Origin of the sequence: Streptomyces sp. NPDC004435 (assembly GCF_042873895.1) — a bacterium.
Classification (GTDB): Bacteria; Actinomycetota; Actinomycetes; order Streptomycetales; family Streptomycetaceae; genus Streptomyces.
In genome coordinates this window covers 135551-158005 of the sequence record NZ_JBIAMB010000014.1, presented here as the reverse complement: position 1 = coordinate 158005, position 22455 = coordinate 135551, and the positions used below count along the sequence as shown (strand labels likewise).

Below are 22455 nucleotides of genomic sequence, written 5' to 3'. Positions count from 1 at the left end.
GGCGGCTACTCCCACCTGATCCGGGGGTCGAGCCAGGCATGGACGAGGTCGGACAGGAGCTGGACGAGGACGAAGACGGCGACGAGGAGGAGCAGGAGGTCCTGGACGACGGGGTAGTCGCGGCGGACGAGGGCCTGTTCGGCGAGCTGGCCCAGGCCGGGCCAGGCGAAGATCGCCTCGACCAGGACCGCGCCGCCCAGAAGGTGTCCGGTCTGGATGCCCAGGAGGGTGACGACGGGCGGGAGGGCGTGCGGCAGGGCGTGGCGCCAGAGGATGCGGCGGGGCGCGATGCCGGCGGCGGTCGCGGTCCGGACGTGGTCCTCGGCGAGGGAGCGGAGGAGGCTGTCCTCCAGGTAGCGGCCGAGGACGGCGGCGCTGGGCAGGGCGAGGCAGAGGGCGGGCAGCAGCAGGTACTGGACGCCGAGGTCGGGGGCGGTGAGCAGGGGGATCCGGCCGCCCGGGGGCAGGACGCCGAGGAGGACGGCGAAGAGCAGCACGAGGAGGACGCCGCTGACGTACGGCGGGACGGCGAGGGCCGCGGTGGTGACGGAGCGGACCGTGCCGCGGACCCAGGGACGGCGGGCGGTGGCGCCCGCGATGCCGAGGGTGCCGCCGATGAGGACGGCGAGGAGCAGGGCGCCCAGGGTGAGTTCGACGGTGGCGCCGAGGCCGTCGGTGATGAGGTCGGCGGTCTCGCCGCCGATGACGTAGGAGGGGCCGAGGTCGCCGGTGACCAGTCCGCCGATCCAGTGGAGGTACTGGGCGGGCAGCGGGTCGTCGAGGCCGAGCCGGTCGCGGATGGCGGCCTGGACCTCGGGGCCGGCGTCGGGGCCGGCGAGGACGGCGGCGGGGTCGCCGGGGACGAGCCTCAGGATCCCGAAGGCGAGGACGGAGGCGGCGGCGAGCACGAGGAGGGCGGAGGGGAGTCTCCGCAGCAGGTATCCGCGCACGTCAGCCCGCCAGATAGGCGTGGTCGAGGTTGAGGTAGGAGAACTTGTTGAGGGTGACGCCGTGCAGCTTCTTCGAGGCGACCTGGACGCTGCCGCGGATGGCGAGGTCGATGATGAACGCCTCGTCGAGGAGGACGTCGGTGACGCGCTGCCGCAGGGCGTTGGCCTCGGCGCCCGTGGCGCGGCTTGTCCATGCCTCGCGTACGACCCGGGTGTACTTCTCCGAGCGGAAGCGGGAGGTGTTCTTGGCCGTGTTGAAGGGATAGGCGCTGACGGCGAGCGTGGACGGCTGGACCTGGGCGAAGCTGTGCCCCATGGCCCAGAGGGCGGGCATGGACTGGGAGATGAGCTTCTTCTGGGCGGTGGCCGGGTCGGTGGGTTCCAGGGTGACGTGGACGCCGATCTGCTTGAGGTCATACTGGACGGCCTCGGCGAGCGCGGTCTCGCCGGGCAGGTTGACGTGGAGGAGCGGGAGGTCGAGGCGGCGGTGTCCGGCCGACCTCAGCAGCTCGCGGGCCTTGCCGGGGTCGTGGCGGTAGTGCGTGCGCCCGGCCTCGCTGTAGGCGGGCGAGGACTTGGGCCAGGGCGTGGCGGAGGCGAGGCCGTAGCCGCCGAGGACCTGTTCCAGGATGCGTTCGCGGTCGACGGCCCAGGCGAGGGCCTGGCGGACGGTCTTGTCGTCGAGGGGGGCGACGGTGGTGTTGACGCCGAGGTAGGAGGCGCCGCCGCCGGTGGAGTACTCGCTGACGACGAGGTCGGGGACGCCGGCGACGGTGGCGAGGTTCCGGCCGGGGACGGAGTACGAGAGCTGGGACTGGCCGGTGCGGAGGGAGGAGATGAGGGCGTCGGCCTGCGGGACGACGCGTATCTCGACGCCGTCGAGGTAGGGGCGGTCGGGCAGCCAGTACCGCTCGTGGCGCTTGAGGCTGAGGCCCGAGCCGGGGCGCCAGGCGGTGAGCGCGAAGGGTCCGGTGCCGTTGAGCCTCTTGCCGGTGAAGGCGTCCTCGACGCTGTTCCGATCGGTGATGATCATGAACTCGAAGAGGTCGAAGAGATTGTCGACGGGGTGTGCGAGGGTGAGGACCAGTTCGTGGTCGCCGCGCTTCTCGAAGCCGGTGACGGCTGCGGCGGTGGCCCTCAACTGGGCTGCTCTGACGGGGTTCTGAAGGTTCTTCACCGCGAAGATCACATCGTCGGCGGTGAAGGGGCGGCCGTCGTGGAAGACGACGCCGGTGCGGAGCTTGAGGGTGAGGGCGCGGCCGTCCGGGGCGTACTCCCAGGAGGTGGCCAGCTCGGGCCGGGGTTCGAGCTTGTCGTCGTAGCGGGTGAGGGTGTTGTAGATCAGCCGCTGCTGGAGCGACTGGTTGCTCTGGGCGAAGAGCAGGCTCGGGGTGAAGTCGGAGTTGACGGCCACGGTGAGGGTGCCGCCGCGCCGCGGTCCGGCGGCGTCCCCGGCCGCCGGGGCGGCGGACTCCGAGACGGCCGAGCGGCAGCCGGTCAGCCCCAGGCCCAGGAGCAGGGCGCCGCCGCCGGCGGCACGCAGCGTGGTGCGCCGGGAGGGGGCGGAGGGCGCGGAGGGGTACAGCTCGGTCATCGGTGCCTGCCTGGAGGAGGTCGGACCCGCTCGGCGGAGGATGTTTCTTCCGCTGCGGGAGGAATGAAGGCGGGAGTGCGTGCCGGGACGCGGAGGCGCGGGGTTTCCGGCCGGGGACGCCGGCGGGAGGGAGGCGGTACGGGCCCGGGGCGGCCGGCCGGTCGCGGAGCGGCGGCGGCCGGGGGCGCGAGGCCCGGCTCAGGGGCCGGGCGGTGAGGGGGGCGGCGTCGCGGGCCGCGCCGGAGGGTCAGACGCGGACGGCACAGACCGCGCTGGCGAGTCGACAGAGGTCGACGTGCCTGCGGGAGATGAGGCGCATGTCCGGATTCACGGGAGCAATATGGCAGCGGCTTCGAGACCCGGTCAACCAGTCATTCCCGCATTCTGAGACGACCTCACCCGAGGGCTCCCTCGACCATCAGCTCCTCAAGGGTCTCAAGAGGCCTCCTGAACAGGGGATTCAGCAGAACCGTGCCTGCCGCGACCGGCAGCGTGGCCGGTCCGGCATGTGGACTGACGATCCGTTCGGTGTCGTCGCAGACGTGCGAGAGGTCGATCGCGGCCCCCCGGATCTCCTCCAGGTACTCCGGTTCGAGGACGCTCGCCTGCTCGGTGACGACGACGAGGTCCGGGTTGAGGACGTCCAGGAGCAGGGCGAGCGCGCGGCCCACCGCCCGGGCCCGTTCGCGCAGCAGCCGGTCGGCCCGCCGGTCCCCGGCCGCCGCGGCGTCGACCACGAGCGAGGTGTCGGCCTCGGGCACGATGCCCCGCTGGACGGCGGTCCGCGCGAGGGCCGTGTTGGAGGCGGTCGCCTCCAGGCAGCCCGAACGGCCGCACGGGCAGGGAGCGGTGGAGTCCGGTACGGGCAGGTGGGCGACGTCCCCGGCGGCCCCGCCCGGCCCCTGGTGGACGACCCCGGCCAGACCGACGGCGGCGTCCACGACGTTGCCGACGAAGAGGTGCAGGAGGCTGCGGCGGGCGGCGGGCCGGCCGAAGAGGATCTCCGACTGCGCGATGGCACGGGCGTGGTTGTCCAGCCGGACGGCCGGGCCGCCCAGGGCGTGCGAGAGCTCGGCGGCGAAGGGGCGCCGGCACCAGCCCAGTGCGTCGTGCCGGACGACGACACCGGCGGCCGGATCGACCCGGCCGCCGATCGCGGCCCCCACCCCGAGCAGTGGCCGGCCCGCCGCGTGCCGGTCGAGGAAGGCGCGCAGCTCGGCGCCGACCGCCCCCGGAAGCCCGTCGGGCTCGAAGGGCGCGTGGGGGTGGTGGTGCCGGGCGAGGACCCGGCCGCGCAGGTCCACCAGCGCGAACGTGGAGCCGGGCACACCGAGATGGACCCCGGCGGCGACCGGCCCGCCAGTGGCGCCGATGTGCAGGTCGACGGGGATCCGGGGCCGGCCCACTCCCCCGCTCCCGGCGGGCTCCGGCAGTTCGCGCAGGAGCCCGAGCCGGGTGAGGTCGGTGGCCTGGCGGGAGACGGCGGCCGGGCTCAGACCGGAGAGCCGGGCGACGGCGCTGCGGGAGACCGGGCCGTGGTCGAGGACGGTCCGCAGCACGGTCGCCGCGTTCGCCTCGCGCCGTCCGTCGCCCGCCATCCGGGAGCCCTGGAGCGTACGGGTCATCTCTGCCTCTCTGTTGCGGGGACGTGAATTCCCCCGTGGGCCGCGGAGGAGGGTCGGCCCACCCTCGGCCGCCCCCGCAGCACGGCACCTCCGGGGGATGAAATACCAGGTCAGCGGCGGTCTCTGAGGGAGAGTCGGCGGACCGGGCAGGCGCCGATTCAACCACTGCCTGCGGCGGCGGGGGCAGCGGGCGGGCGCTTGACGCCGCCCCCGGGGCGTTGCCAGTCTCCTGGACATGTTCGCGACCACCTCCTGTCCGGCCGTCACCCCCGCCTGACCCTCGCGACCCTCCTCGGGGCCCGGCCGCCTTCGGCGACGCCGACCCGCGCGGCGCCCTCGGACCCGCGCCCGCTCCGCGACCACCCCTTCCCCGCCCGTCCCGGCGTGCCCGCTGCCCCACCACCGGGGCCTCGCACGCCGACATTACTTCCGCTCCCGAATTAATTCCCTCATTCGACCTCACGAGACCCCACGAGCCCCTCGGGCCCCACGGGCCCGCCTCCGAAAGGAACTCCCCATGACGACCGCGACCACCACCGACCTCACCGTGCAGAAGCTCGGCGGGCGCCTCGGCGCCGTGATCTCCGGTGTCCGCCTCGGCGGCGACCTCGACCCGGACACCGTCGCCGGCGTCCGCGCCGCGCTCCTGGCCCACAAGGTCGTCTTCTTCCGCGACCAGGACCACCTGGACGAGGAGGCCCACGAGGCCTTCGGCCGACTGCTGGGCACGCCGGTCGCGCACCCCACCGTGCCGTCCGCGGACGGGCGTTACTCCTTCCCGATCGACTCCGACTACGGCGGCCGCGCCAACCAGTGGCACACCGACGTCACCTTCGTCCCCGCCTACCCGGCCTTCTCCATCCTGCGGGCGGTCGTCGTCCCGCCGTACGGCGGCAACACGCTGTGGGCCAACACGGCCACCGCGTACGAGAACCTGCCGGAGCCGCTGCGGCGGCTCGCCGACGGCCTGCGGGCCGTCCACTCCAACGCGTACGACTACGCGGCGCTGCGCCCCGACGCCGTGCCCGAGCAGCTCGCCCAGTTCCGGGACGTCTTCGCCTCGACCAAGTTCCTCACCGAGCACCCGGTCGTCCGCGTCCACCCGGAGACCGGCGAACGCACTCTGCTCCTCGGCAACTTCGTCCAGCGGATCAGCGGTCTGACCGGCGCCGACTCCCGCACCCTGCTCCAGCTCTTCCAGGCTCACGTGGAGCGCCCGGAGAACACCGTGCGCTGGCAGTGGCGGACCGGCGACGTGGCGATCTGGGACAACCGCGCCACCCAGCACTACGGCGTGGACGACTCGGGCGAGCACGAGCGCAAGCTGCGCCGGGTCACCATCGACGGCGACGTGCCGGTCGGCGTGGACGGACGCCCGTCGGAGCTTCTCGAGCCCTCGTCCGTCCCGGACCCGTCCTTCGGCATCGCGTCCGGCGCCTCCACGGGCGAGCCGGCCGCCTGACCACCGCAGGGGGTGGCGGCCGCGACGCCGCCACCCTCCGGATCCGCCCGCGCTCAGGAGGACTTGGCGTAGTCCCCGAAGCCGTTCCAGTCGAGCGCCACGCAGGCTTCGTCACCGACGACCCAGGCGTCGTGTCCGGGGGTGACCCGCATGAAGTCCCCGGGACCAAAGTCGGCCTCCTCGCCGCCGCCGTCCATGACGACGTGCATCCGCCCGCTGACCACGTACCCGATGTGCGACGCCTGGCAGCTGTCCGTCCCGGCGATCGGTTTCACGTGCTTGGACCACTGCCAGCCGGGCTCGAACACGGCGCGCCCGACGGCGCCGTCCTCCATGGTGAGCAGATCGAGCCTGCCCTTGCCGCCCTCGAAGGGACGGGTCTCGTCCGCCGCGTCGAAGCTTCTTCGCGTGATGCCGGCCATCGTCTCCGCCTCCCGGCGGTGCGCGGGTCCCCGAGTCCTCTCCCAGCGTACGCCGGACCGGTCGGCCGCTCTTGTTCCCGCTTCACATAAGGAACATATAAGAGCACAATGGGACTGCGGCACTCGTGCCGCGAGCGCGGTCCGACACGCAGCACGCCAGCAAGGAGGCGAGTCACATGGCCGACGTCTCACACCGTCCCGGTGACATCTCGGGACACCCGGACGCGACGGAGATGCGCGACCGCTACGCGCAGATCCTTCAGACCAGAGGAGTGGCGGCGGTCGAGGAGCTCGTGATCCTCGCGGGCGTCTGGATCGCGATCTCCGCGTACACCGTCCACTTCGCCGCCGCCAGGCCGGAGCTGGCCCTCACCAACCTGATCGTCGGCATCGGGCTCGCCGTCCTCGGCCTGTGCATGTCGATGGCTCCCGAGCGCTCCCAGGACCTCAACTTCGTCGTCCTGCTGCTCGGCGCCTGGACGATCATCGCTCCGTGGGTCGTCACCCGGGCCCCCGACACGGGCATGGTGCTCAGCAACGTCATCGCAGGCGCGTGCGTCTGTCTGTTCGCCCTCACCGCGGGCGGACTGCTCATGAGCAAGCGCAGGACGTAGGGCCCCGGCCTCGTACAGGACGGCGGCGGCTCCCTCCGGACCCGCCGCCGTCCGCCGCCCGCCATACGCGCACGCGCCGCTCCGCCCAGTGACGAAGCGGCGCGTTTCGCCGCAGCGCCTTGTGCAGGATGGCGCAGGCCGCCCCGCCCGGCCCCCGCCTAGCCTCGCCGCAACGAGCACGGCATGCGTACGAGGGGCGGAACCACCGTGAACTGGCACATCCACGACTACCGCGAGAACGATCTCGCCGCCGTCGTCCATCTGATCGACACCACGGCCGAGCTGGGCCAGGAGTCCGTCTTCTCCCTCGCCGAGTGCATCGGCGCCCTCACCTCCCGCCAGCCGGCCGTCGTCGCCGTCCACCAGGGCGTACCGATCGGCGCCGCGCTCGCCTGCGTCTCCGGGGAGCGCGCCTGGGTCATGCGGATCGCGATCGCCTCCGCCTGGCGGGGCCGCGGCCTGGCCAGCGCCCTCCTGGTGGAACTGGAGCGCAAGCTGGTGGCCGCCCGGGTCGGGCGGATCGCATACGTCCTGCCGGAGGAGGAACTGCTCGGCGAGGGGCTGCTCAACGCCGGCTACACCCGCCGGCCCGCGGTGGCGTACTTCGAGAAGACCGAGCCCCTGCACGGGCCCGCCGCCGGCGTCCTCGACGACCTCGGCGGCCGGCTGCTCCCGGGCGACCTGTGGGCGAAGGTGGCGGGCATGGAGCGGGAGAAGGACCTGATCGAGCGGCGGGTGGTGCTACCGCTCGCCGAGCCCGAGCGGGCCACCCGGCACGGGGTCCGGCCGCCCCGGGCGATCTGCCTCTTCGGACCGCCCGGCACCGGCAAGACCACCTTCGCCCGGGCGGTCGCCTCCCGGCTCGGCTGGCCCTTCGTCGAGATCCTGCCCTCGCGGCTCGCGGACGGCGGCAACCTCGCGGCGGCGCTGCGCACGGCCTTCGCCGGGATCGCCGAGCTGGAGCGGGTCCTGGTCTTCATCGACGAGGTCGAGGAGATCGCTCCGGTCCGCTCCGAGCCCGCGCAGCCGGGCGGGCTGCACGGCGTCACCAACGAACTCCTCAAGCTGATACCGGGCTTCCGCGAGGGGGACGAGCGGCTCCTGGTGTGCGCGACCAACTCGGTCCGCTCCCTCGACCCGGCCTTCCTGCGCCCGGGCCGCTTCGACTACCTGATCCCGATCGGGACGCCGGACAAGGCCGCCCGGGCCGCGATCTGGGCGCGCTACACGGACGGGCGGCCGGAGGTGGACATCGACGAACTGGTCCTTGCCAGCGACCTGTTCACGCCGGCCGACATCGAGCACGCGGCGCGGGTGGCCGCGCAGTCGTCCTTCGAGCGGGACCTGCTCGCCGTCGGCGGCCGGGGCAGGGACCGGACGGCGCCGGGGGCGAGCACGGCGGACTACCTGGCGGCGATCGCGGCGGCCCGCCCGACGGTGACGCCGGAGCTGGTCGAACAGTTCGCGGCGGACATCACCAGCCACGCCCGGACGTGACCGGCCGAACGCGTCGGCCGTGCCGTGACGGGAACCGCGCGACCGTCCGGACCCGCCGGGCGACCGGCGCCACCGTCCGAATCCGCCGGCCGGTGGCGGACGCGGGCGTCACCGGCCGGCGAGCGCCGCGTCCAGCTCCTCCCGGTCCGGGGGCCGGGCGCCGGACCGCGAGACGGTGACGGCGGCCGCGGCGGCCGCCCTGGCCAGTACCCGGGCGAGGTCGTCGGGGCCGAGCGCGGCGAGCCCGGCCCGGTCCCGGCCGGCGAGGGCGTCGAGGACGGCCGACATGAAGGAGTCGCCGGCGCCGACCGTGTCGACGACCGTGACGGCCGGCGCCCCGGCCGCCACCGTGTGGGCGCGGGTCACCGCCAGCGATCCCGAGCCGCCCCGGGTGACGAGGACGACGGCGGGACCGAGCCTCAGCCAGCGCGCCGCCACCGCCTCCGGCGCCTCGCCCGGGTACAGCCACGCCAGGTCCTCGTCGCTCGCCTTCACCAGATCCGCGAGGGCCACGCACCGCTCGACGCGCTCCACCGCCGTCGCGTGCCCGCCCATCAGCGCGGGCCGCACGTTCGGGTCGTAGCTGACCGTGGCCGTGGGCCGCAACCGCCGGGTGAGGGCGAGCACGGTCGCGGCGCCGGGCTCGGTGACGGCCGCGATGGAGCCGAGGTGCACATGGCGCACCGGTTCCGGCGTCGCGGGCGGCTCACCGGCGGTCAGCGTCCAGGCGATGTCGAAGGCGTACGAGGCATGGCCCCGCGCGTCGAGGGAGACGACGGCCGAAGGGGTGCGCGCGGGGACCCCGCCGACGGCCAGCCGCACGCCGGCGCCGGTGAGGTGGCCGGCGATCAGCCGCCCGGAGGGGTCGTCGGCGAGCTGGGTGAGGAGGGTGGTGTCCCGGCCGAGCCGGGCGAGGCCGTAGGCGACGTTGGCGGGGCTGCCCCCGGGGTGGACGACGTCGGCGGCGCCGGGGTCGCGGACGATGTCGGCGACGCACTCGCCGATCACCAGGAAGGACATGGGGTTCGCAGCTCCTTGGCGTAGGTGTCCCGGAAGCCTGCCTGGCCGCCGAAGACGTCTGGGCAGGACGCGACCGGGCGCGTGGGTCGCGGCCGGGTCGGTTCCGAGCCGGTCCGGTTCGGTTCGGTCCGGTCCGGTCCGGTCCGGTCCGGTCGATGATCCCGTTCCCGTATCTTGTGCGGGACGGTACGGGACCGGCACGGGACCGGTACGGGCGGGCGCGGGGAGGGCGGACGGGGTGGAGACGGTCGGCACCGACGAGGGTCTGGAGGTCCTCGCCTTCGACGGCGGCGACGAGCTGGAGGCGTGGCTCGACGCCCATCACGGCGACACCCCCGGCATCTGGATGCTGCTGGGCCGCAAGGGCGGGGGGCTGCCCTCGCCGACGGCCGACGAGATCCTCGACCTGACGCTGGCGTACGGCTGGATCACCGGCAAGCGCAAGGCCCGCGACGAGCGCTCGTACGTCCAGAAGATCACCCCGCGCCGGCCGCGCAGCCTCTGGTCCCAGGTGAACGTGCGCCAGGTCGAGCAGTTGCTCGCGGACGGCCGGATGCGCGAGCCCGGGCTGGCGGAGGTGCGGGCCGCGCAGGCGGACGGACGGTGGGCCGCCGCGTACCCCTCCCAGAAGGACGCCACGGTCCCGGACGACCTGGCCGCGGCGCTCGCGGACCGCCCCGAGGCGGCCCGGGCCTTCGACGCCCTGAGCAAGACCGACCGCTATCTGGTGATCCTCTCCCTCTGGCAGGCCAGGACCCCGAAGACCCGAGCGGCCCGCCTCGACCGGGCGGTGGACCGGCTGGCAGAGGGCGCCGGAAGCTAGCGCGTCCGGCGGTACAGCACCTGGTGGGCGTCCCACTCCACGAAGGAGTCGGCGTGCTCGAGGCCGACGGCCTCCAGGAGGCGGCGGGAGCGGTGGTTGGCCTCCTGGGTGACGGCGACGACGCTGGGGGCCGTCTCCAGGACGCGGGCGACGACCGCGGCGACCGCCTCGCGGGCGTAACCGCGCCCCCAGTGCTCGGGCAGGAACTGGTACGACACCTCGGTCTCGCCGCCGTGCCCGGCCGGCTCCACCGTGACGAGGCCCAGCAGGACGCCGTCCTCGGCGCGCACCACGGCGTGCCGGCCGGGCGCGCCGACGACCCTCCGCCGCCTGAGGGCGACGACCGACGGGATGACCGGGCCGCCGAGGTGGCGGCGTACCTCCGGGTCGGTCCAGAGGCGGGTCACGGCGGGCAGGTCGGCGGTCCGCACGGGCCGCAGCACCAGCCGCTCGGTGCGGAGCGTGTCCTCGCGCGCCGGCCCGGGGCGGGCGGGGCGCTCCGGGGGACGGGGCGGCGTGGCAGTCATGCCTCCGATCATCCCAGGGCGACGGGTCGCCGGTCACCGGCCGGTCGGGCGCAGCGGCCCCGGGCGGGGGCGTCGCGCGGCGAGGCGGGAGCGTGCCGGGCCCGGAGGGCGCCCGGGGCCCCGAGGGCGTCGACGCCGCCTCGGTCTCGCCTTCGCCGGCCTGCCGCGGGGCCGGAGGCGGCGAGGGGCCGATGGCGGGCCCCGCCCCGCCGAGGCGTCCCGGCCGGGGGATCAGCTCACCAGCAGCGCCCGTACGGTGTCCCAGTCGGCGTCCATCGGCGCGAAGGTCTCCCGTCCCGTGGCCACGTCCTTGTACCCGCTGGAGGTGACGACGCAGACCACCGGCCCGTCCTCGTCGGCCGGGTCCGGGCCGTGGGCACGCAGACCCGCGAGCCCGGCGGCGGCCGACACCTCGCACCAGATGCCCTGGGCCGCCAACTCGTCGCGTGCGTGAGTGAACTGTCGCTCCGTCACCGTGCGGGCCGCACCACCGGTGTCCCGGACGGCCCGCACTCCCCGATAGCCGCTCACCTCGCAGTCGATGGCGTACGCGGCGGTCGGGCCGACGGGCACGCGGGCGGCGGGGCGCCCGGTCCGCAGGGCCTCGGTGAGGGCGCCCGCGGCGGCCGGCTCGACGCCGTACATCCGAGGCACGCTCGCGGTCACCCCCAGCCGGGCCAGTTCCTGGAAGCCCTTCGCGACACCGAACAGCAACTCGCCGTATCCGGTGGGCACATGGACGGCGGCCGGGGCGCGGCCGAGTGCGAGCGCGAGCTCGTACGCGATCGTCTTGTACCCCTCGGGGCCGAAGGGGTGCCCGGTGTGCGCGGAGTCGGTGACGCTGCTGACCGACTGGAAGCCGAGCTCGTCGACGATCCGCCGCATCAGCGGGCGCACCGAGGCGTACGGCACGGTGAGCACGGTCGCGCCGTAGGCCCTGAGGTGGGAGGCGACGGCGGGCGGCGCGTCGGGCGAGGTGAAGACGGCGCAGGGCAGCCCGGCACGGGCGGCGTACGCGGCGGCGGCCGCGCCGTGGTTGCCGGAGGACGAGACGACGATCCCCCTCGCTTCGGAGGCCGCGGCCGCACTCACCGCCACCCGGTTCAGCCGGTCCTTGTGGCTCCACGTCGGGTTGCGCGACTCGTCCTTCACCCACACCCCGTCGGCCAGCTCCACCAGGGGGGTGTTCCCCTCCCCCAGTCCCGGCGCGGCCAGCGGAGGCAGCAGCGGCGCCCACCGCTCCAGACCGTGCGCGGCGGGCCCGTCGAAGAGGCCCGCCGGCACCGCGTCGTAGTCGTAGTCCACCTCCAGCGGGTAGGCGACCTCGCCGGTGGACGTCACCGGGCAGCCCGCCGTGAGCGGCGGCCACAGCGGGTGCCGCACCGACGGGTCGGCGAGCGAACGCTGGGCGCGGGCGAGAGAGGTCACGAGAGGCCATCCTGAAGGTGCGGGAGCGTCACGGCCGGCGGCCGGTCGAGTGCGGGGACGCCCGCCAGGTCGAGGAGTTCGTCGAGGCGGCGGGCCGGCAGGTTCGGGTTGGCCGCCGCGCCCTCCGCCGTCGCGGGGTCGTCGAGCAGCGCCGCCAGGGCGGCCGCGTCCCGCAGGGCCGGAGCGGCCGCCGCCGCGCGGCGCACCCGCTCGTCGGGGTCCGTGAGCAGCCGTGCCGGCGCCTGGTCCAGGCTCGGGTCGGCGGCGGCGAGGGCGCGGACCTCCGGGTCGTCGTGGTCGAGCAGGTGCCGGAGGCCGGTGCGGGGCATCCCCGGCAGGGTCAGGAGGTGCGGGCGCTGCCGGGGGCGCGCGACGAAGGTGGCGAGGACGGTCTCGGGCGGCGCCAGCGGGTGATGGCAGGCGAGCCGGTGCCGCACCTCGGGATCGGGGTCCTCGGCCAGCCGGGCCACCAGCTCGGCGGGAAGGGCGGGGTGGCTCGCGGCGACCCGGCGGAGAACGGCGTGCTCGGACCCGGCGCACGCCTCGTACCAGCTCGCCTCCGGCCCGTCGGACAGCCAGGCGTCCGGCTCGGGGATCGGGCAGTCGCAGTCCACGGCGTGCCATCCGACCACGCTGTCGATGGCCGCGCGCTCGGCCCAGGTCCGGGGCAGCGGGTGGACCACGGCCCGGTTCCGCACCGACTCCTCCGGGTCCTCGGCCAGTTCCGCGAGCAGCGCCGCGTCCACGTCGGCCCTGGCCGCCACGCGTTCCCGCACCTCGGGGTCCGGGTCGCGGGCGAGGCGGACGACGGCGAAGTACGGCGTGTGGCGATTCTGCGCGAGCGACCACAGGTCGCGCCCGGCGGCGAGACACGCCTCGGCCACGGCGTCGGTGACGGGGTGGTTGGTGAGCAGCCCGCGCCGGAAGTGGCCGTTCTCCTCGGGGAGTTCGGCCTCCAGGGCGACCGGGTCCAGGTCCCTGACCCTCCGGGCCGCCGCCGCGCGCACGGCGGGATCCGGATCGGCGAGGAGGGCGGCGCGCCGGGCCGGGCCGAGCCGGCGCCAGCCGGCGTTGTTCACGCCCAAGACCCGCAGCCTGGGATGCGGGTGCTCGGACAGCCCGCGCCAGTAGGACAGCGGGATCTGCCGCGAGGAGATCAGCTCCCCGGCGATCTCGTCCGCCGTCAGCATCCCGTCCTCCCCCGCCTCCTCCGCCGTCAGGAGCGTCTCGATGACGCCGTCCGGCAGGGGCCGCGGCCTGCGCGGCCGTGGCCGGGGACCACTGGCGAGGGAGGCCCGCACGAGGTCGGCGGGGTCGCTCACCAGCCGGCCCCGCTGCGCGGAGTCGACGTGGGGGTTACGGGCGAAGGCGCGGCGCACCGCTCGCTCCGGGTGCGCGACGACCGCGTCGACGACGTCCGCGGGCAGGTCCCTCTCCTCGCAGAGGACCCGCCAGGCCGGCCGTCCGGCCGGGTCGAGCAGGCGGATCAGGACGTCGGACGGGGCGGCCGGATTGGCGGCGATCCCGCGGAGCCAGGACTCGGAGAGAGGGGAGGAGGACATGGGACTTCCTGTCGGGGTGGGGCCTGGGCCCGGTCGGCGGGCGTGCGTACGGCCAGGCAGGGACCCGGTCAGCCGGCGCGCACGACCGGGGCCGGTCTCGGTCAGCGGGTACGCATGCGACCGGGGCCGCCCGCGGTCGGTGGGCGTGCGTACGGCCGGCGCGGACCCGGTCAGCGGGCCTGCGTACGGCCCCGGCGCGGACCCGGTCAGCGGGCGTGCATGCGGCGGCGCAGGGCCTCCAGGGCGCCCGGGCGGCGGCCGGGGACGCGGCGGCGCAGGGCCACCAGCGTGGGGCCGATCGCGCGGGCGCGGGCCGGGTCGGTGATCTGCTCCCACTGGTGGTGGGCGCGGTCCACCGCCCCCTCGACGTCCCGGTCGTCCGGCTGCTGGCGGAGCCCCAGGCGGGCCTCGGCCACCGCGAGCCACAGCTCACAGCTGCGGGCCGGCTCGCCCGCCAGCCGGGCGAGGTCCGCCCGCACCTCCATCCAGTGCACGGCCTCACCCGAGCGCGGCCCGAACCTCCGCAGCGCGTCCCGCTCCCACGCCGCGGCCATCTCCGCCGCCTCCGCGTGCCGGCCCGCCATCGCGGCCGAGAGGATCGCGGGGTGCGGATCGTGCGCGGCCGGCTCCTCCGGCGGGGCCTGCCCGTAGGCGCCCCGGCGCGGATCGACCGCCGCCGGCCCGGCGGCCGGGGCGGGCACGGGCGGGGCCGCCGGAGGCACGACGGGAGGAGCCGGAGGCATCGGGGGGACGGCCTGCGCCGGGACCGGGTTCGGGGAGCCCTTCCCCTTGGCGGGGACCAACTTGATGGTGCCGGGGGAGAGTTCGGACGGATCGGGCCCGATCAGGGCGGGTGCGGGTGCCGGTTCCGGCTCGGAAACGGGTACCGGCTCCGGCTTGGGTACGGCTGCGGGTGCGGGTACCGGTACGCGCTCGGGTACGGGTGTCTCTACAGGCACCGGTACGGGTACGGGTACGGGTACCGATACAGGCTCGGGTGCGGTCACCCGTACCGGCTCGCGTACGGGTTCCGCCGCGGTTTCGTCCCTGGGCTCGGGCCCGGCAGCCGGAGCTGGTACGGACTCGGCCGCCGCGAACCCGGCCGGAAGGGCCGGAGGCCCCGCCGGAACGGGAACGGGAACGGGCACGGGAGCCTGCATCGGCACGGGCACTGGCACGGGCACCACCGGAGCGACGGCCACCGGCGCCGCCACCGCCGCCACCGGCTGCCCGCCCGGCCCGAGGAACAGCGCCTGCGGCGACTGCGTGCGGGCGACCGCCTCCGCGTGCAGGGCCGGGAAGGGGAGGCGGACGCCGGCGCGCCACTGGTCGGCCCAGGCGCGGAGGTAGTCGGGGGTGACCAGCTCGCCCCTGCGCGGGGGCGGGGTGACGCGGGCGTAGAGCGTCGGGGCCGGGCTCAGGCGCAGCGGCTCCGGGCCGGCGCCGAGGCGGGTCCAGGTCTCCGGGTCCGCGACGAGGTCGGCGACGACCGTCGTCGTCCCGGCCGGCCGGGACGCGGCCGCCTCAGCCAGCCAGTGCCAGGGAAGGGCGGTGTAGCGCAGGGCCGCCGAGGTGCTGCGCGCCAGGGCGAGGTGGGGCAGCTGCTGGCGTCGGTCCAGGTGGAGCTGCCCCGCGAGGAAGAGGACGAGCGGGCCGGGGCTCTGGGCGGCGGCGCGCAGCCGGGTGAGGACGGTCTGCGGGTCGACGGGATCGGCGAGTTCGACGAGCGTCGCGGTCGCCGTGCCGGTGAGGACACCGGGCGGGACCGCCGCGAGCGCGGGCAGCACGGAGACCGCGTCCATGGTGCGGCCGCGCCCCGCGGGGGCCGCCGCGAGCAGCACCGCCGTACCGGCCGGGCCCGAAGTCACCGCCGCCGCCTCCCCCGTCTCCGTAGCCACCGCGCCTGCCGCACCGTTCGCCTCGTCGCTCACCACATGTGCACCGTAACCCGTTGTGTCGTGGCCGATAACGGCCGGGCCTCAGGCATATGTCAGAAGCACCACCGGATCGAGTGTTGCCAAACCCCTTACGACCGCTCCGCCCCTGTGCCACAGTCGTCCCCAGGCCCCGTTCCGACACGGGCCGCGCCGCGCCTGTATCGGAGTACGACATGCCGTCCCCTCTGTTCGCGGACCACCCCGCCCAACCGCCGGAGCCGGGTGCCGTGGACGCGCTGATCTCGCAGACGAGCCGTCTGCGCGGAGAGGTCGACGCCGTCCGGCGGGACGCCGCTGCCCACGACGACGATCCGCAGCAGCGCTGGCAGCGCGCGCTCTGCGATCTGGCGATGCATCAACTCGACGAACTGAAGGCGCAGTTCGGTCAGCTCCGCACCGGCGCGCCGGCCACGACACTCACCGCCCCGCCGGCCCCCGCACCGGAGGACGCCGCACCCGGGTCCGAGGAGGACACCGTCTTCGACGGGTCCTTCACCAGCGACGCCGGCGCCGCCTACGGCGAGGCCCCCGCGCGCACCGGTTCGCTCCTCACCCGGGTCGGCAGCGCCGAGTGGAACCTGCTGACGGACGAGGTGAGCTGGTCCGACGAGCTCTTCCAGATCTTCGGCCGCGCGCGCGAACTCGGCCCCATGTCGCTCGACGACATGCCGACGGTGGTCTTCTCCGAGGACCAGTCCCGACTCCAGGCGATGGTGACGGACTGCCTGATCGACGGGAAGCCGATCGACGGCGAGTTCCGGATCGTCCGCTCCGACGCCAAGGTCCGCACCGTGCACATGACCGGCGAGCCGGTCCTCGACGCCGACGGCTTCACGGCCTCCATGTGGGCCGTCCTGCGGGACGTCAGCGAGCTGCGGCGCAGCGAGCGGGCCGTCCGCGAGAGCCGGGACAGCCTGGAGCGGAGCCGGCAGATCGAGCGCACCGAGCGCCGGGTCGCGGTCGAGCTCCAGGAGGCGGTGCTCCCGCCCTGGCGCGGCTCGCTCCGCTTCGCGCACGGCGGTCCGGCCCCGCTCGACGTCGCCGGGCACTACTTCCCGGCCGCCTCCACCGGCCTGATCGGCGGCGACTGGTACGACGCCCTCGCCCTGCCGGCGGGCGACGCGCTGCTCACCGTCGGCGACCTCACCGGCCACGGCGTGGCCGCGACCTCCTCGATGGCGATGCTGCTCGGCGCCCTCCGCGGCATGGCCGTGGCCGGGATCCGGCCCGGCGCCCTGATGGGACACCTCAACCAGCTCCTGGAGAGCTCGGGACAGCCCGCGCTGGGCAGCGCGATGTGCTGCCGCTACGACCCCGTGGCGCAGACCCTCACCTGGGCGCAGGCCGGCCATCCCGCCCCGCTGCTGTTCCGCGACGGGACGGGACGTCCGCTGCGCCGCCCGGAGGGCGTCCTCCTCGGAGCGACGCCGGCGGTCGCGTACGGGGAGACCGAGACCCGGCTCCACCCGGGCGACGTGCTGGTGCTCCACACCGACGGACTGACCCGGGGTGTGAACGCCCTCGACGACACCGGTGTCGCACGGCTGCTCGCCCTGGCCCCCCGGCTCGCGGAGGCACGGGACGCGCAGGACTGCCTGCGGTCGGTCCTGGAGGAGTTCGGCGAGGAAGCCCGCGGGGACGACGCCTGCGTGATGGTCGTCCGCGTCGGCTCCTGAGGCCGTGCCGACTCCAGAGGCCGCTTCGGTGCCTGAGGCCGCTTCGGTTCCCGAGGGCACGGCTCCGGCGGCCGCGCCGCCTTCTGAGGCCGGTCGTACCGCCTGCCGGCGGCCCGCCGGCTCTCAGGCCAGGCCCGATCGCGGGGACTCCGGCGAGCGCGGCAGCTCGACCTCCAGCTCGGCCCGCAGGTCCTCGATCTTCGAGTAGCCCGCGTACTGGCCGGTGAGCCGGTACATCTCGCGCAGCCGGTGCCAGGTCCGGTGCGAGGAGGTCTCGCCCATGGAGATCAGCGCCAGCCGGGCGTAGCGGTCCGCCTGCTCCGGGTCGTCGGCGATGAAGCACGCCGACGCCATCGAGATGTGGTCGAAGAGCTTCGACCGATTGTGCCCGTCGCGCCGCAGGTCCAGGGCGAGCCTGGCGTGGCGCTGCGCGGTGACCGCCGCCGAAGGGTCGTGCTCGGCGAGGGTGCGGTAGGCGAGGGCCTGCATGCCGTGCATGTCGGCCTCGTCGAAGGTCTGCATCCAGTTCGGCGTCCTGTCCTGCCGGTCGGAGACGAACAGGTCCTCCGCCTCGCCGAGGGTGCGGCGCATCGCCTGGCCGTGTCCCATCGACGCCTGCGCCCACGCCTCGATGGTGTGGAACATCGCCTGGGTGCGCGGCAACAGGCGTTCGCCCGCACCGGACTTGGCGAGCTGCATCAGGTCCAGGGCGTCGTCGGGGCGGCCCAGGTGGACCATCTGGCGGGCGGCGCGGGAGAGCGCCTCGCCGGCCCGGGGCCGGTCGCCGCTCTCGCGGGCCGCGTGGGCGGCGATGACGAAGTAGCGCTGTGCGGTGGGTTCGAGGCCCACGTCGTGGGACATCCAGCCCGCCAGGACCGCGAGGTTGGCCGCGACGCCCCACAGGCGGCGCTGGAGGTGCTCGGCGTGGCGGTAGGCCAGCATGCCGCCGACCTCGTTCAGCTGGCCCACCACGGCCTTGCGCTGGAGGCCGCCGCCCCGGGAGGCGTCCCAGGCGCGGAAGACCTCCACGGAGCGCTCCAGCGCCTCGATCTCCTCCGACCCGATGGGGGCGGCCTCGTAGCGGTCGTACCCGGCGGGGTCGGCGTGGAGGGGATCGGCGGCCCGGGAGGCCGCTGCGGGGCGGGAGGGCTCGGTGCGGAGCCAGTCGTGCAGGGAGCTGTTGAGTGCGGATCCGGCGGTGAGCGCGATACCCGCGCCCATCAGGCCGCGTCGGTTGAGCATGAGGTCCATTCCCGTGAATTCGGTGAGGACCGCAGCCGTACGGTCGGGAGCCCACGGCATTCCGTCAGGGTTGTCGTCGTTGTTCCTGACGTCCTGCCGCGTTCCGGCACGCCCGCGTCGTACGAACCCGAGGTCCTCGATGGTCACGACACGGCCGAGTCGCTCGGTGAACAGGGCGGCCAGCACCCGGGGAACGGGATCGCGGGGGGTCTCCCCCCGGTCGATCCAGCGCCGCACCCGCGAGGTGTCGGTCGACAGCTGGGGGTGGCCCATGGCCGCCGCCTGCCGGTTGACCAGTCTCGCGAGTTCGCCCTTGGACCAGCCGGCGAGGCCGAAGAGGTCCGCCAGGCGGGTGTTGGTCTGTCCTGTCACGTCTAAGCCCCCAGGTTCTCGGCTGAGTTGACAGTAGCCCGCTGTCATAGGGCTGGCGACTATTCGCCAGGGTTCGCCAGGGTGCGCTCGGTGTTCCGCTACCCGGGCGCGGGTGTGATGTAGGTATGCGCCACCCCGCCCCGTCGACCGGCCCTCATTTTCCCCAGGGTGCGGACCGGGGGCGGGCGGGGGCGACGCACGCGATACGTCGGCACACGAAGGGATCTGTCACCTCCATGTACACAGCATCGTCCTCCGTGTCCGCCCCGCCCCGGCCGCAGACCCGGCTGGCTCCGGCCGGCGGACCGTACCTCGCCCCCGCGCCGCGGGGCGCCCGGACGCGGTCCTGGGCGGCCGGGACGGGCACCGTGCCCGGCGCCCAGGTCAGCGGCCGGATCGACCTCTCCGGCCCGCAAGGGGCGCAGCTGAAGGTGGCCATCGCCTCGGTGCAGCGGATCTGCCCGGAGTTCAACCCGGTGCAGGTGCTGCGACGCAGCGGCCGGTCCGTCCTCATCGTCGGGACGACCGGACGGACCACGGCGGTGGCGAAGTGTTTACTGGACCACTCCCCGGCATGGGTCGAGCGGTTCCGCCACGAAATAGCGTCCTACCGTTCCTTCGTCCGGCACCGCCCCCCGGTGCGCGCGCCGCGGCTGATCGCCGCGGACCCGGACAACTGCGTGCTGGTGATCGAGCGGATGCCCGGACGGGCCGCCGCCCTCTCGCGCCACCCCGTGGAGGCCCCGCCGCGGGCCGACGTGCGGACGGTGCTGGGGGCGATCGCCCGGCTGAACGCCTGGCGTCCGCCCGCGGGGACCTTCGACGCGCCGCTGGACTACGGCGCGCGGATCGCCCGCTACCACGAGCTGGGTCTCTTCACCGACCGGGACCGTGACGACCTGCAGAAGCTGCTGCACGGCCTCGCCCACGCGGGCGGCCGGCAGGGGATGGGCCAGTTCTGTCACGGTGACGCCCTGCTCTCCAACGTCCTCCTCTCCCCCGCCGGTCCGGTGCTGGTCGACTGGGAGCACGCCGGCTGGTACCTGCCCGGCTACGACCTGGCGACGCTCTGGGCGGTGCTCGGCGACGCGCCGCTGGCCCGCCGCCAGATCAGCCAGATGGCACAGCAGCAGGGCCCGGCAGCCCGGGACGCCTTCCTGGTGAACCTGATGATCGTGCTGACCCGGGAGATCCGGACGTACGAGACGGCCGTGCAGCGGACCATCAAGGAGGCCCCGCCGGCCGGGACGGTGGCGGTGCCGTCGGGAGCGCTGGCTTCCGGGGAGGAACAGCGGCTGCTGCTGAGGCGGCTGCACGACGACTGCGCCATGGCACGGCGGGCCGTGCGCGCGGCGGTCGGGACGCGCTGACGTCCCGGCCGCGAGACGGGGGTGTGCGCCGCGCACCCGGTGCCGACACACCGGGAGTGCGGCGCTTCGCCGTCTCCGGGGCCCACATTGGTCGAGACCACCGACGCGTGGCCGGTGGGCGGGCCGTCACGGCGAAAGTCGGCGCGTTCGGCCCGCGAAGCCGCCCTGACGTGGGAACTCGCCTTCGGCGAGGGGTGATTGACGGATCGTCCGGGAGCCGCTACCCCTGTACGGGTTCGGTCCGCACGCCCCCGTGTCACCCCCCACCCCTGGAGGCTGCCTTGCTCCGATCCGCGTCCCGAGGACGTGCGCTCTCCGTCGCCGCGTCCGCGGCCCTGCTTCTGCCGCTGTTGTCGGGCGCGCCGCCGGCCGGGGCGGGCGCGCCGGTGCCGGACTCGCTCCAGCGCCAGTTCACGGCGGCGGCCGAACGCCACGGTGTGCCGCGGAGCGTGCTGCTCGCGGTCTCGTACCTCCAGTCCCGGTGGGACGGCCACGCCGGCGCGCCCAGCGTGACCGGCGGCTACGGGCCGATGCACCTGACCGACACGGCGACGGCGCTGGCCCGCTCGGTGCCGCACCACTCGGCGGAGGGCGAGGACGCCCGCGGCGACGCCTCCCGGCCGGTGCGCACCGGGGCCGAGGCGGCGCTCCCCGCGCCGGAGCAGCTGCCGGACCGGCTGCGGACCCTGGAGCGGGCGTCGGCGCTCTCCGGGATCCCGGCGGAGGAGCTGCGGACGTCGACGGCCGCGAACATCGAGGGTGGCGCGGCGCTGCTCGCGGCGGCGCAGCGGGAGGCCGGTCTGGCGCCGAGCGCCGACCCGGCCGACTGGTACGGGGCGGTGGCGCGGTACTCGGGCGCCGACGACGCGGCCACGGCGGCGGCGTACGCGAACGACGTCTTCGAGGTGATCAGGTCCGGCGAGGAGCGGGTCACGGACAGCGGGCAGCGGGTCGCGCTGCCGGCCGCACCGGACGTCGTGCCGGAGACGGGCCAGGTGGCGGCGCTCGGGCTGCGGGCGCCGGAGCGGGGTCCGGTGGAGTGCCCGAGGACGGTGGCCTGCGAGTGGATCCCGGCGCCGTACGAGGAGTTCGGCGAGGGCGACTACGGCAACCACGACAAGGCGGACCGGCCGGTCTCGCAGTCGATCGACTACATCGTCGTGCACGACACCGAGGCGACCTGGGACGTCACCCTGAAGCTCGTGCAGGATCCGACGTACGTCTCCTGGCAGTACTCGCTGCGCTCCTCCGACGGGCACGTCGCCCAGCACCTGCCGCTCAAGGACGTCGGCTGGCACGCGGGGAACTGGTACGTGAACGCGAAGTCCGTGGGCCTGGAGCACGAGGGCTTCCTGACCGCCCCGGACTCCTGGTACACGGAGGCGATGTACCGCAGTTCGGCGCGGCTCGTGCGGTACCTGGCACAGCGGTACGACATCCCCCTCGACCGGCAGCACGTGATCGGGCACGACAACGTGCCGGGGACCGTGACGTCGACGATCCGCGGCATGCACACCGACCCGGGGCCGTACTGGGACTGGGCACACTACTTCCGGCTGCTCGGCCGGCCGCTGACGCCGGGCGCGGGGCCTCGGGCGGGCGTGGTGACGATCCGGCCCGCCTACGGGGAGAACCGGCCGGTCTACACGGGGTGCGCGACGGCCGGGGAGGCGTGCGCGCCGCACGGCAGCGGTGCCGTGCGTCTGCACACCGGGCCGAGCGCCGACGCGCCGCTGGTGAGGGACATCGGGCTGCGGCCGGGTGGGGAGGACTCCACGACCGGGGTCAACGACACCGGGGCGCGGGCGTCGACGGGGCAGACATACGCGGTGGCGGAGCGCCGGGGCGACTGGACGGCGATCTGGTACCTCGGCCAGAAGGCGTGGTTCCACGACCCGAAGGCGGCGCCGGCGTCCGTGGGGGCGCGGGGGCTCGTGCTCACGCCGCGCGAGGGGCTCGCCGAGGTGCCGGTCTACGGGCGCGCGTATCCGGAGGCGTCGGCGTACCCGGCGGGGGTGCCGGTGCAGGCGGTGTCGCCGCTGCCGTACCGGCTGCTCGCGGGGCAGAGGTACGTGGTCGGGCACAAGACGCCCGGGGAGTACTACTACGCACCGGTGTTCGACAGCAGCAAGCACACGGTCGTGCGCGGCCAGGAGGAGTACTACCAGATCCAGTTCGGCCATCGCATCGCCTTCGTGAAGGCCGCTGACGTGCGGGTTTCCCGGGGCTGAGCCGCGCTGGCCGAAAGGCGTGGGGTGGCACCGGAGTGACCGACCGGCACCACCCTTACCTCTGCTCATATGACTATTCCTGACGGCGAGTCCGGGGACCGGG

18 protein-coding genes are annotated in these 22455 nt (G+C 74.9%); 7 read left to right on the top strand and 11 right to left on the bottom strand.

The window, feature by feature from the left end:
• Nucleotides 1-5 precede the first annotated feature (5 nt).
• The 4 genes from ACFYT9_RS25115 to ACFYT9_RS25100 all read right to left on the bottom strand — a co-directional run bounded on the left by ACFYT9_RS25115 (nt 6) and on the right by ACFYT9_RS25100 (nt 4169).
• The gene (locus tag ACFYT9_RS25115) at nt 6-950 is read right to left on the bottom strand and encodes an ABC transporter permease (protein ID WP_389167431.1); all 945 of its coding nucleotides are present in this window, start codon (nt 948-950) and stop codon (nt 6-8) included.
• A gap of 1 nt (nt 951) precedes the next feature.
• Complete coding sequence (locus ACFYT9_RS25110; protein ID WP_389167428.1) at nt 952-2544, bottom strand: ABC transporter substrate-binding protein; 1593 nt, start codon at nt 2542-2544, stop codon at nt 952-954.
• 247 nt (nt 2545-2791) lie between these two features.
• Nucleotides 2792-2863 carry a putative leader peptide gene (locus ACFYT9_RS25105; protein ID WP_359521833.1) on the bottom strand — a complete coding sequence of 24 codons (72 nt, stop codon included), beginning with the start codon at nt 2861-2863 and terminating at the stop codon, nt 2792-2794.
• Between the two features lie 76 nt (nt 2864-2939).
• Nucleotides 2940-4169 carry an ROK family protein gene (locus ACFYT9_RS25100; RefSeq protein ID WP_389167426.1) on the bottom strand — a complete coding sequence of 410 codons (1230 nt, stop codon included), beginning with the start codon at nt 4167-4169 and terminating at the stop codon, nt 2940-2942.
• A gap of 517 nt (nt 4170-4686) precedes the next feature.
• Here ACFYT9_RS25100 and ACFYT9_RS25095 point away from each other — a divergent pair.
• Nucleotides 4687-5631 (top strand): TauD/TfdA dioxygenase family protein, encoded by a 945-nt coding sequence (locus ACFYT9_RS25095; RefSeq protein ID WP_376605907.1) that lies wholly within the window; start codon nt 4687-4689, stop codon nt 5629-5631.
• A 53-nt stretch (nt 5632-5684) separates the two neighbouring features.
• On the opposite strand, the gene ACFYT9_RS25090 is transcribed toward ACFYT9_RS25095, so the two are convergent.
• Nucleotides 5685-6053: a cupin domain-containing protein gene (locus ACFYT9_RS25090; RefSeq protein WP_376605906.1), complete on the bottom strand. Its 369-nt coding sequence runs from the start codon at nt 6051-6053 to the stop codon at nt 5685-5687.
• Between the two features lie 176 nt (nt 6054-6229).
• On the opposite strand from ACFYT9_RS25090, the gene ACFYT9_RS25085 reads away from it, so the two are divergent.
• Nucleotides 6230-6667 carry an SPW repeat protein gene (locus ACFYT9_RS25085; protein ID WP_389167422.1) on the top strand — a complete coding sequence of 146 codons (438 nt, stop codon included), beginning with the start codon at nt 6230-6232 and terminating at the stop codon, nt 6665-6667.
• Nucleotides 6668-6874: 207 nt separating this feature from the next.
• Nucleotides 6875-8164 carry an ATP-binding protein gene (locus tag ACFYT9_RS25080; protein WP_389167576.1) on the top strand — a complete coding sequence of 430 codons (1290 nt, stop codon included), beginning with the start codon at nt 6875-6877 and terminating at the stop codon, nt 8162-8164.
• 108 nt (nt 8165-8272) lie between these two features.
• Here the strand turns inward: ACFYT9_RS25080 and ACFYT9_RS25075 are convergent, their stop codons facing one another.
• Nucleotides 8273-9184, bottom strand: coding sequence for a carbohydrate kinase (locus ACFYT9_RS25075; RefSeq protein WP_389167420.1), 912 nt, complete (start codon nt 9182-9184; stop codon nt 8273-8275).
• Nucleotides 9185-9422: 238 nt separating this feature from the next.
• Here ACFYT9_RS25075 and ACFYT9_RS25070 point away from each other — a divergent pair, with 238 nt between their 5' ends.
• Complete coding sequence (locus tag ACFYT9_RS25070) at nt 9423-10007, top strand: YdeI family protein (RefSeq protein WP_389167417.1); 585 nt, start codon at nt 9423-9425, stop codon at nt 10005-10007.
• On the opposite strand, the gene ACFYT9_RS25065 is transcribed toward ACFYT9_RS25070, so the two are convergent.
• From ACFYT9_RS25065 to ACFYT9_RS25050, 4 genes are all read right to left on the bottom strand, one after another.
• Nucleotides 10004-10534: a GNAT family N-acetyltransferase gene (locus ACFYT9_RS25065; RefSeq protein WP_387279300.1), complete on the bottom strand. Its 531-nt coding sequence runs from the start codon at nt 10532-10534 to the stop codon at nt 10004-10006. The two genes, ACFYT9_RS25070 and ACFYT9_RS25065, sit on opposite strands and share 4 nt — an antisense overlap.
• 231 nt (nt 10535-10765) lie before the next feature.
• Complete coding sequence (locus ACFYT9_RS25060; RefSeq protein WP_389167414.1) at nt 10766-11962, bottom strand: pyridoxal-phosphate dependent enzyme; 1197 nt, start codon at nt 11960-11962, stop codon at nt 10766-10768.
• Complete coding sequence (locus tag ACFYT9_RS25055) at nt 11959-13524, bottom strand: hypothetical protein (protein ID WP_389167411.1); 1566 nt, start codon at nt 13522-13524, stop codon at nt 11959-11961. The genes ACFYT9_RS25060 and ACFYT9_RS25055 overlap by 4 nt, the downstream gene beginning before the upstream one ends.
• Before the next feature lie 206 nt (nt 13525-13730).
• A complete protein-coding gene (locus ACFYT9_RS25050) occupies nt 13731-15422 on the bottom strand; it encodes a hypothetical protein (RefSeq protein ID WP_389167408.1) in 1692 nt (563 codons plus the stop codon).
• Between the two features lie 212 nt (nt 15423-15634).
• On the opposite strand from ACFYT9_RS25050, the gene ACFYT9_RS25045 reads away from it, so the two are divergent.
• Entirely contained in the window at nt 15635-17137 is a 1503-nt protein-coding gene (locus ACFYT9_RS25045; RefSeq protein ID WP_389167406.1) for a PP2C family protein-serine/threonine phosphatase, read from the top strand.
• Nucleotides 17138-17260: 123 nt separating this feature from the next.
• Here ACFYT9_RS25045 and ACFYT9_RS25040 read toward each other — a convergent pair whose 3' ends face one another.
• A complete protein-coding gene (locus tag ACFYT9_RS25040; protein ID WP_389167403.1) occupies nt 17261-18751 on the bottom strand; it encodes a hypothetical protein in 1491 nt (496 codons plus the stop codon).
• A 236-nt stretch (nt 18752-18987) separates the two neighbouring features.
• Between ACFYT9_RS25040 and ACFYT9_RS25035 the strand changes: the two genes are divergently transcribed.
• Both ACFYT9_RS25035 and ACFYT9_RS25030 read left to right on the top strand, forming a co-directional pair.
• The gene (locus ACFYT9_RS25035) at nt 18988-20121 is read left to right on the top strand and encodes an aminoglycoside phosphotransferase family protein (protein WP_389167400.1); all 1134 of its coding nucleotides are present in this window, start codon (nt 18988-18990) and stop codon (nt 20119-20121) included.
• Nucleotides 20122-20402: 281 nt separating this feature from the next.
• Nucleotides 20403-22352 carry an N-acetylmuramoyl-L-alanine amidase gene (locus tag ACFYT9_RS25030; protein WP_389167397.1) on the top strand — a complete coding sequence of 650 codons (1950 nt, stop codon included), beginning with the start codon at nt 20403-20405 and terminating at the stop codon, nt 22350-22352.
• Nucleotides 22353-22455: the final 103 nt, after the last annotated feature.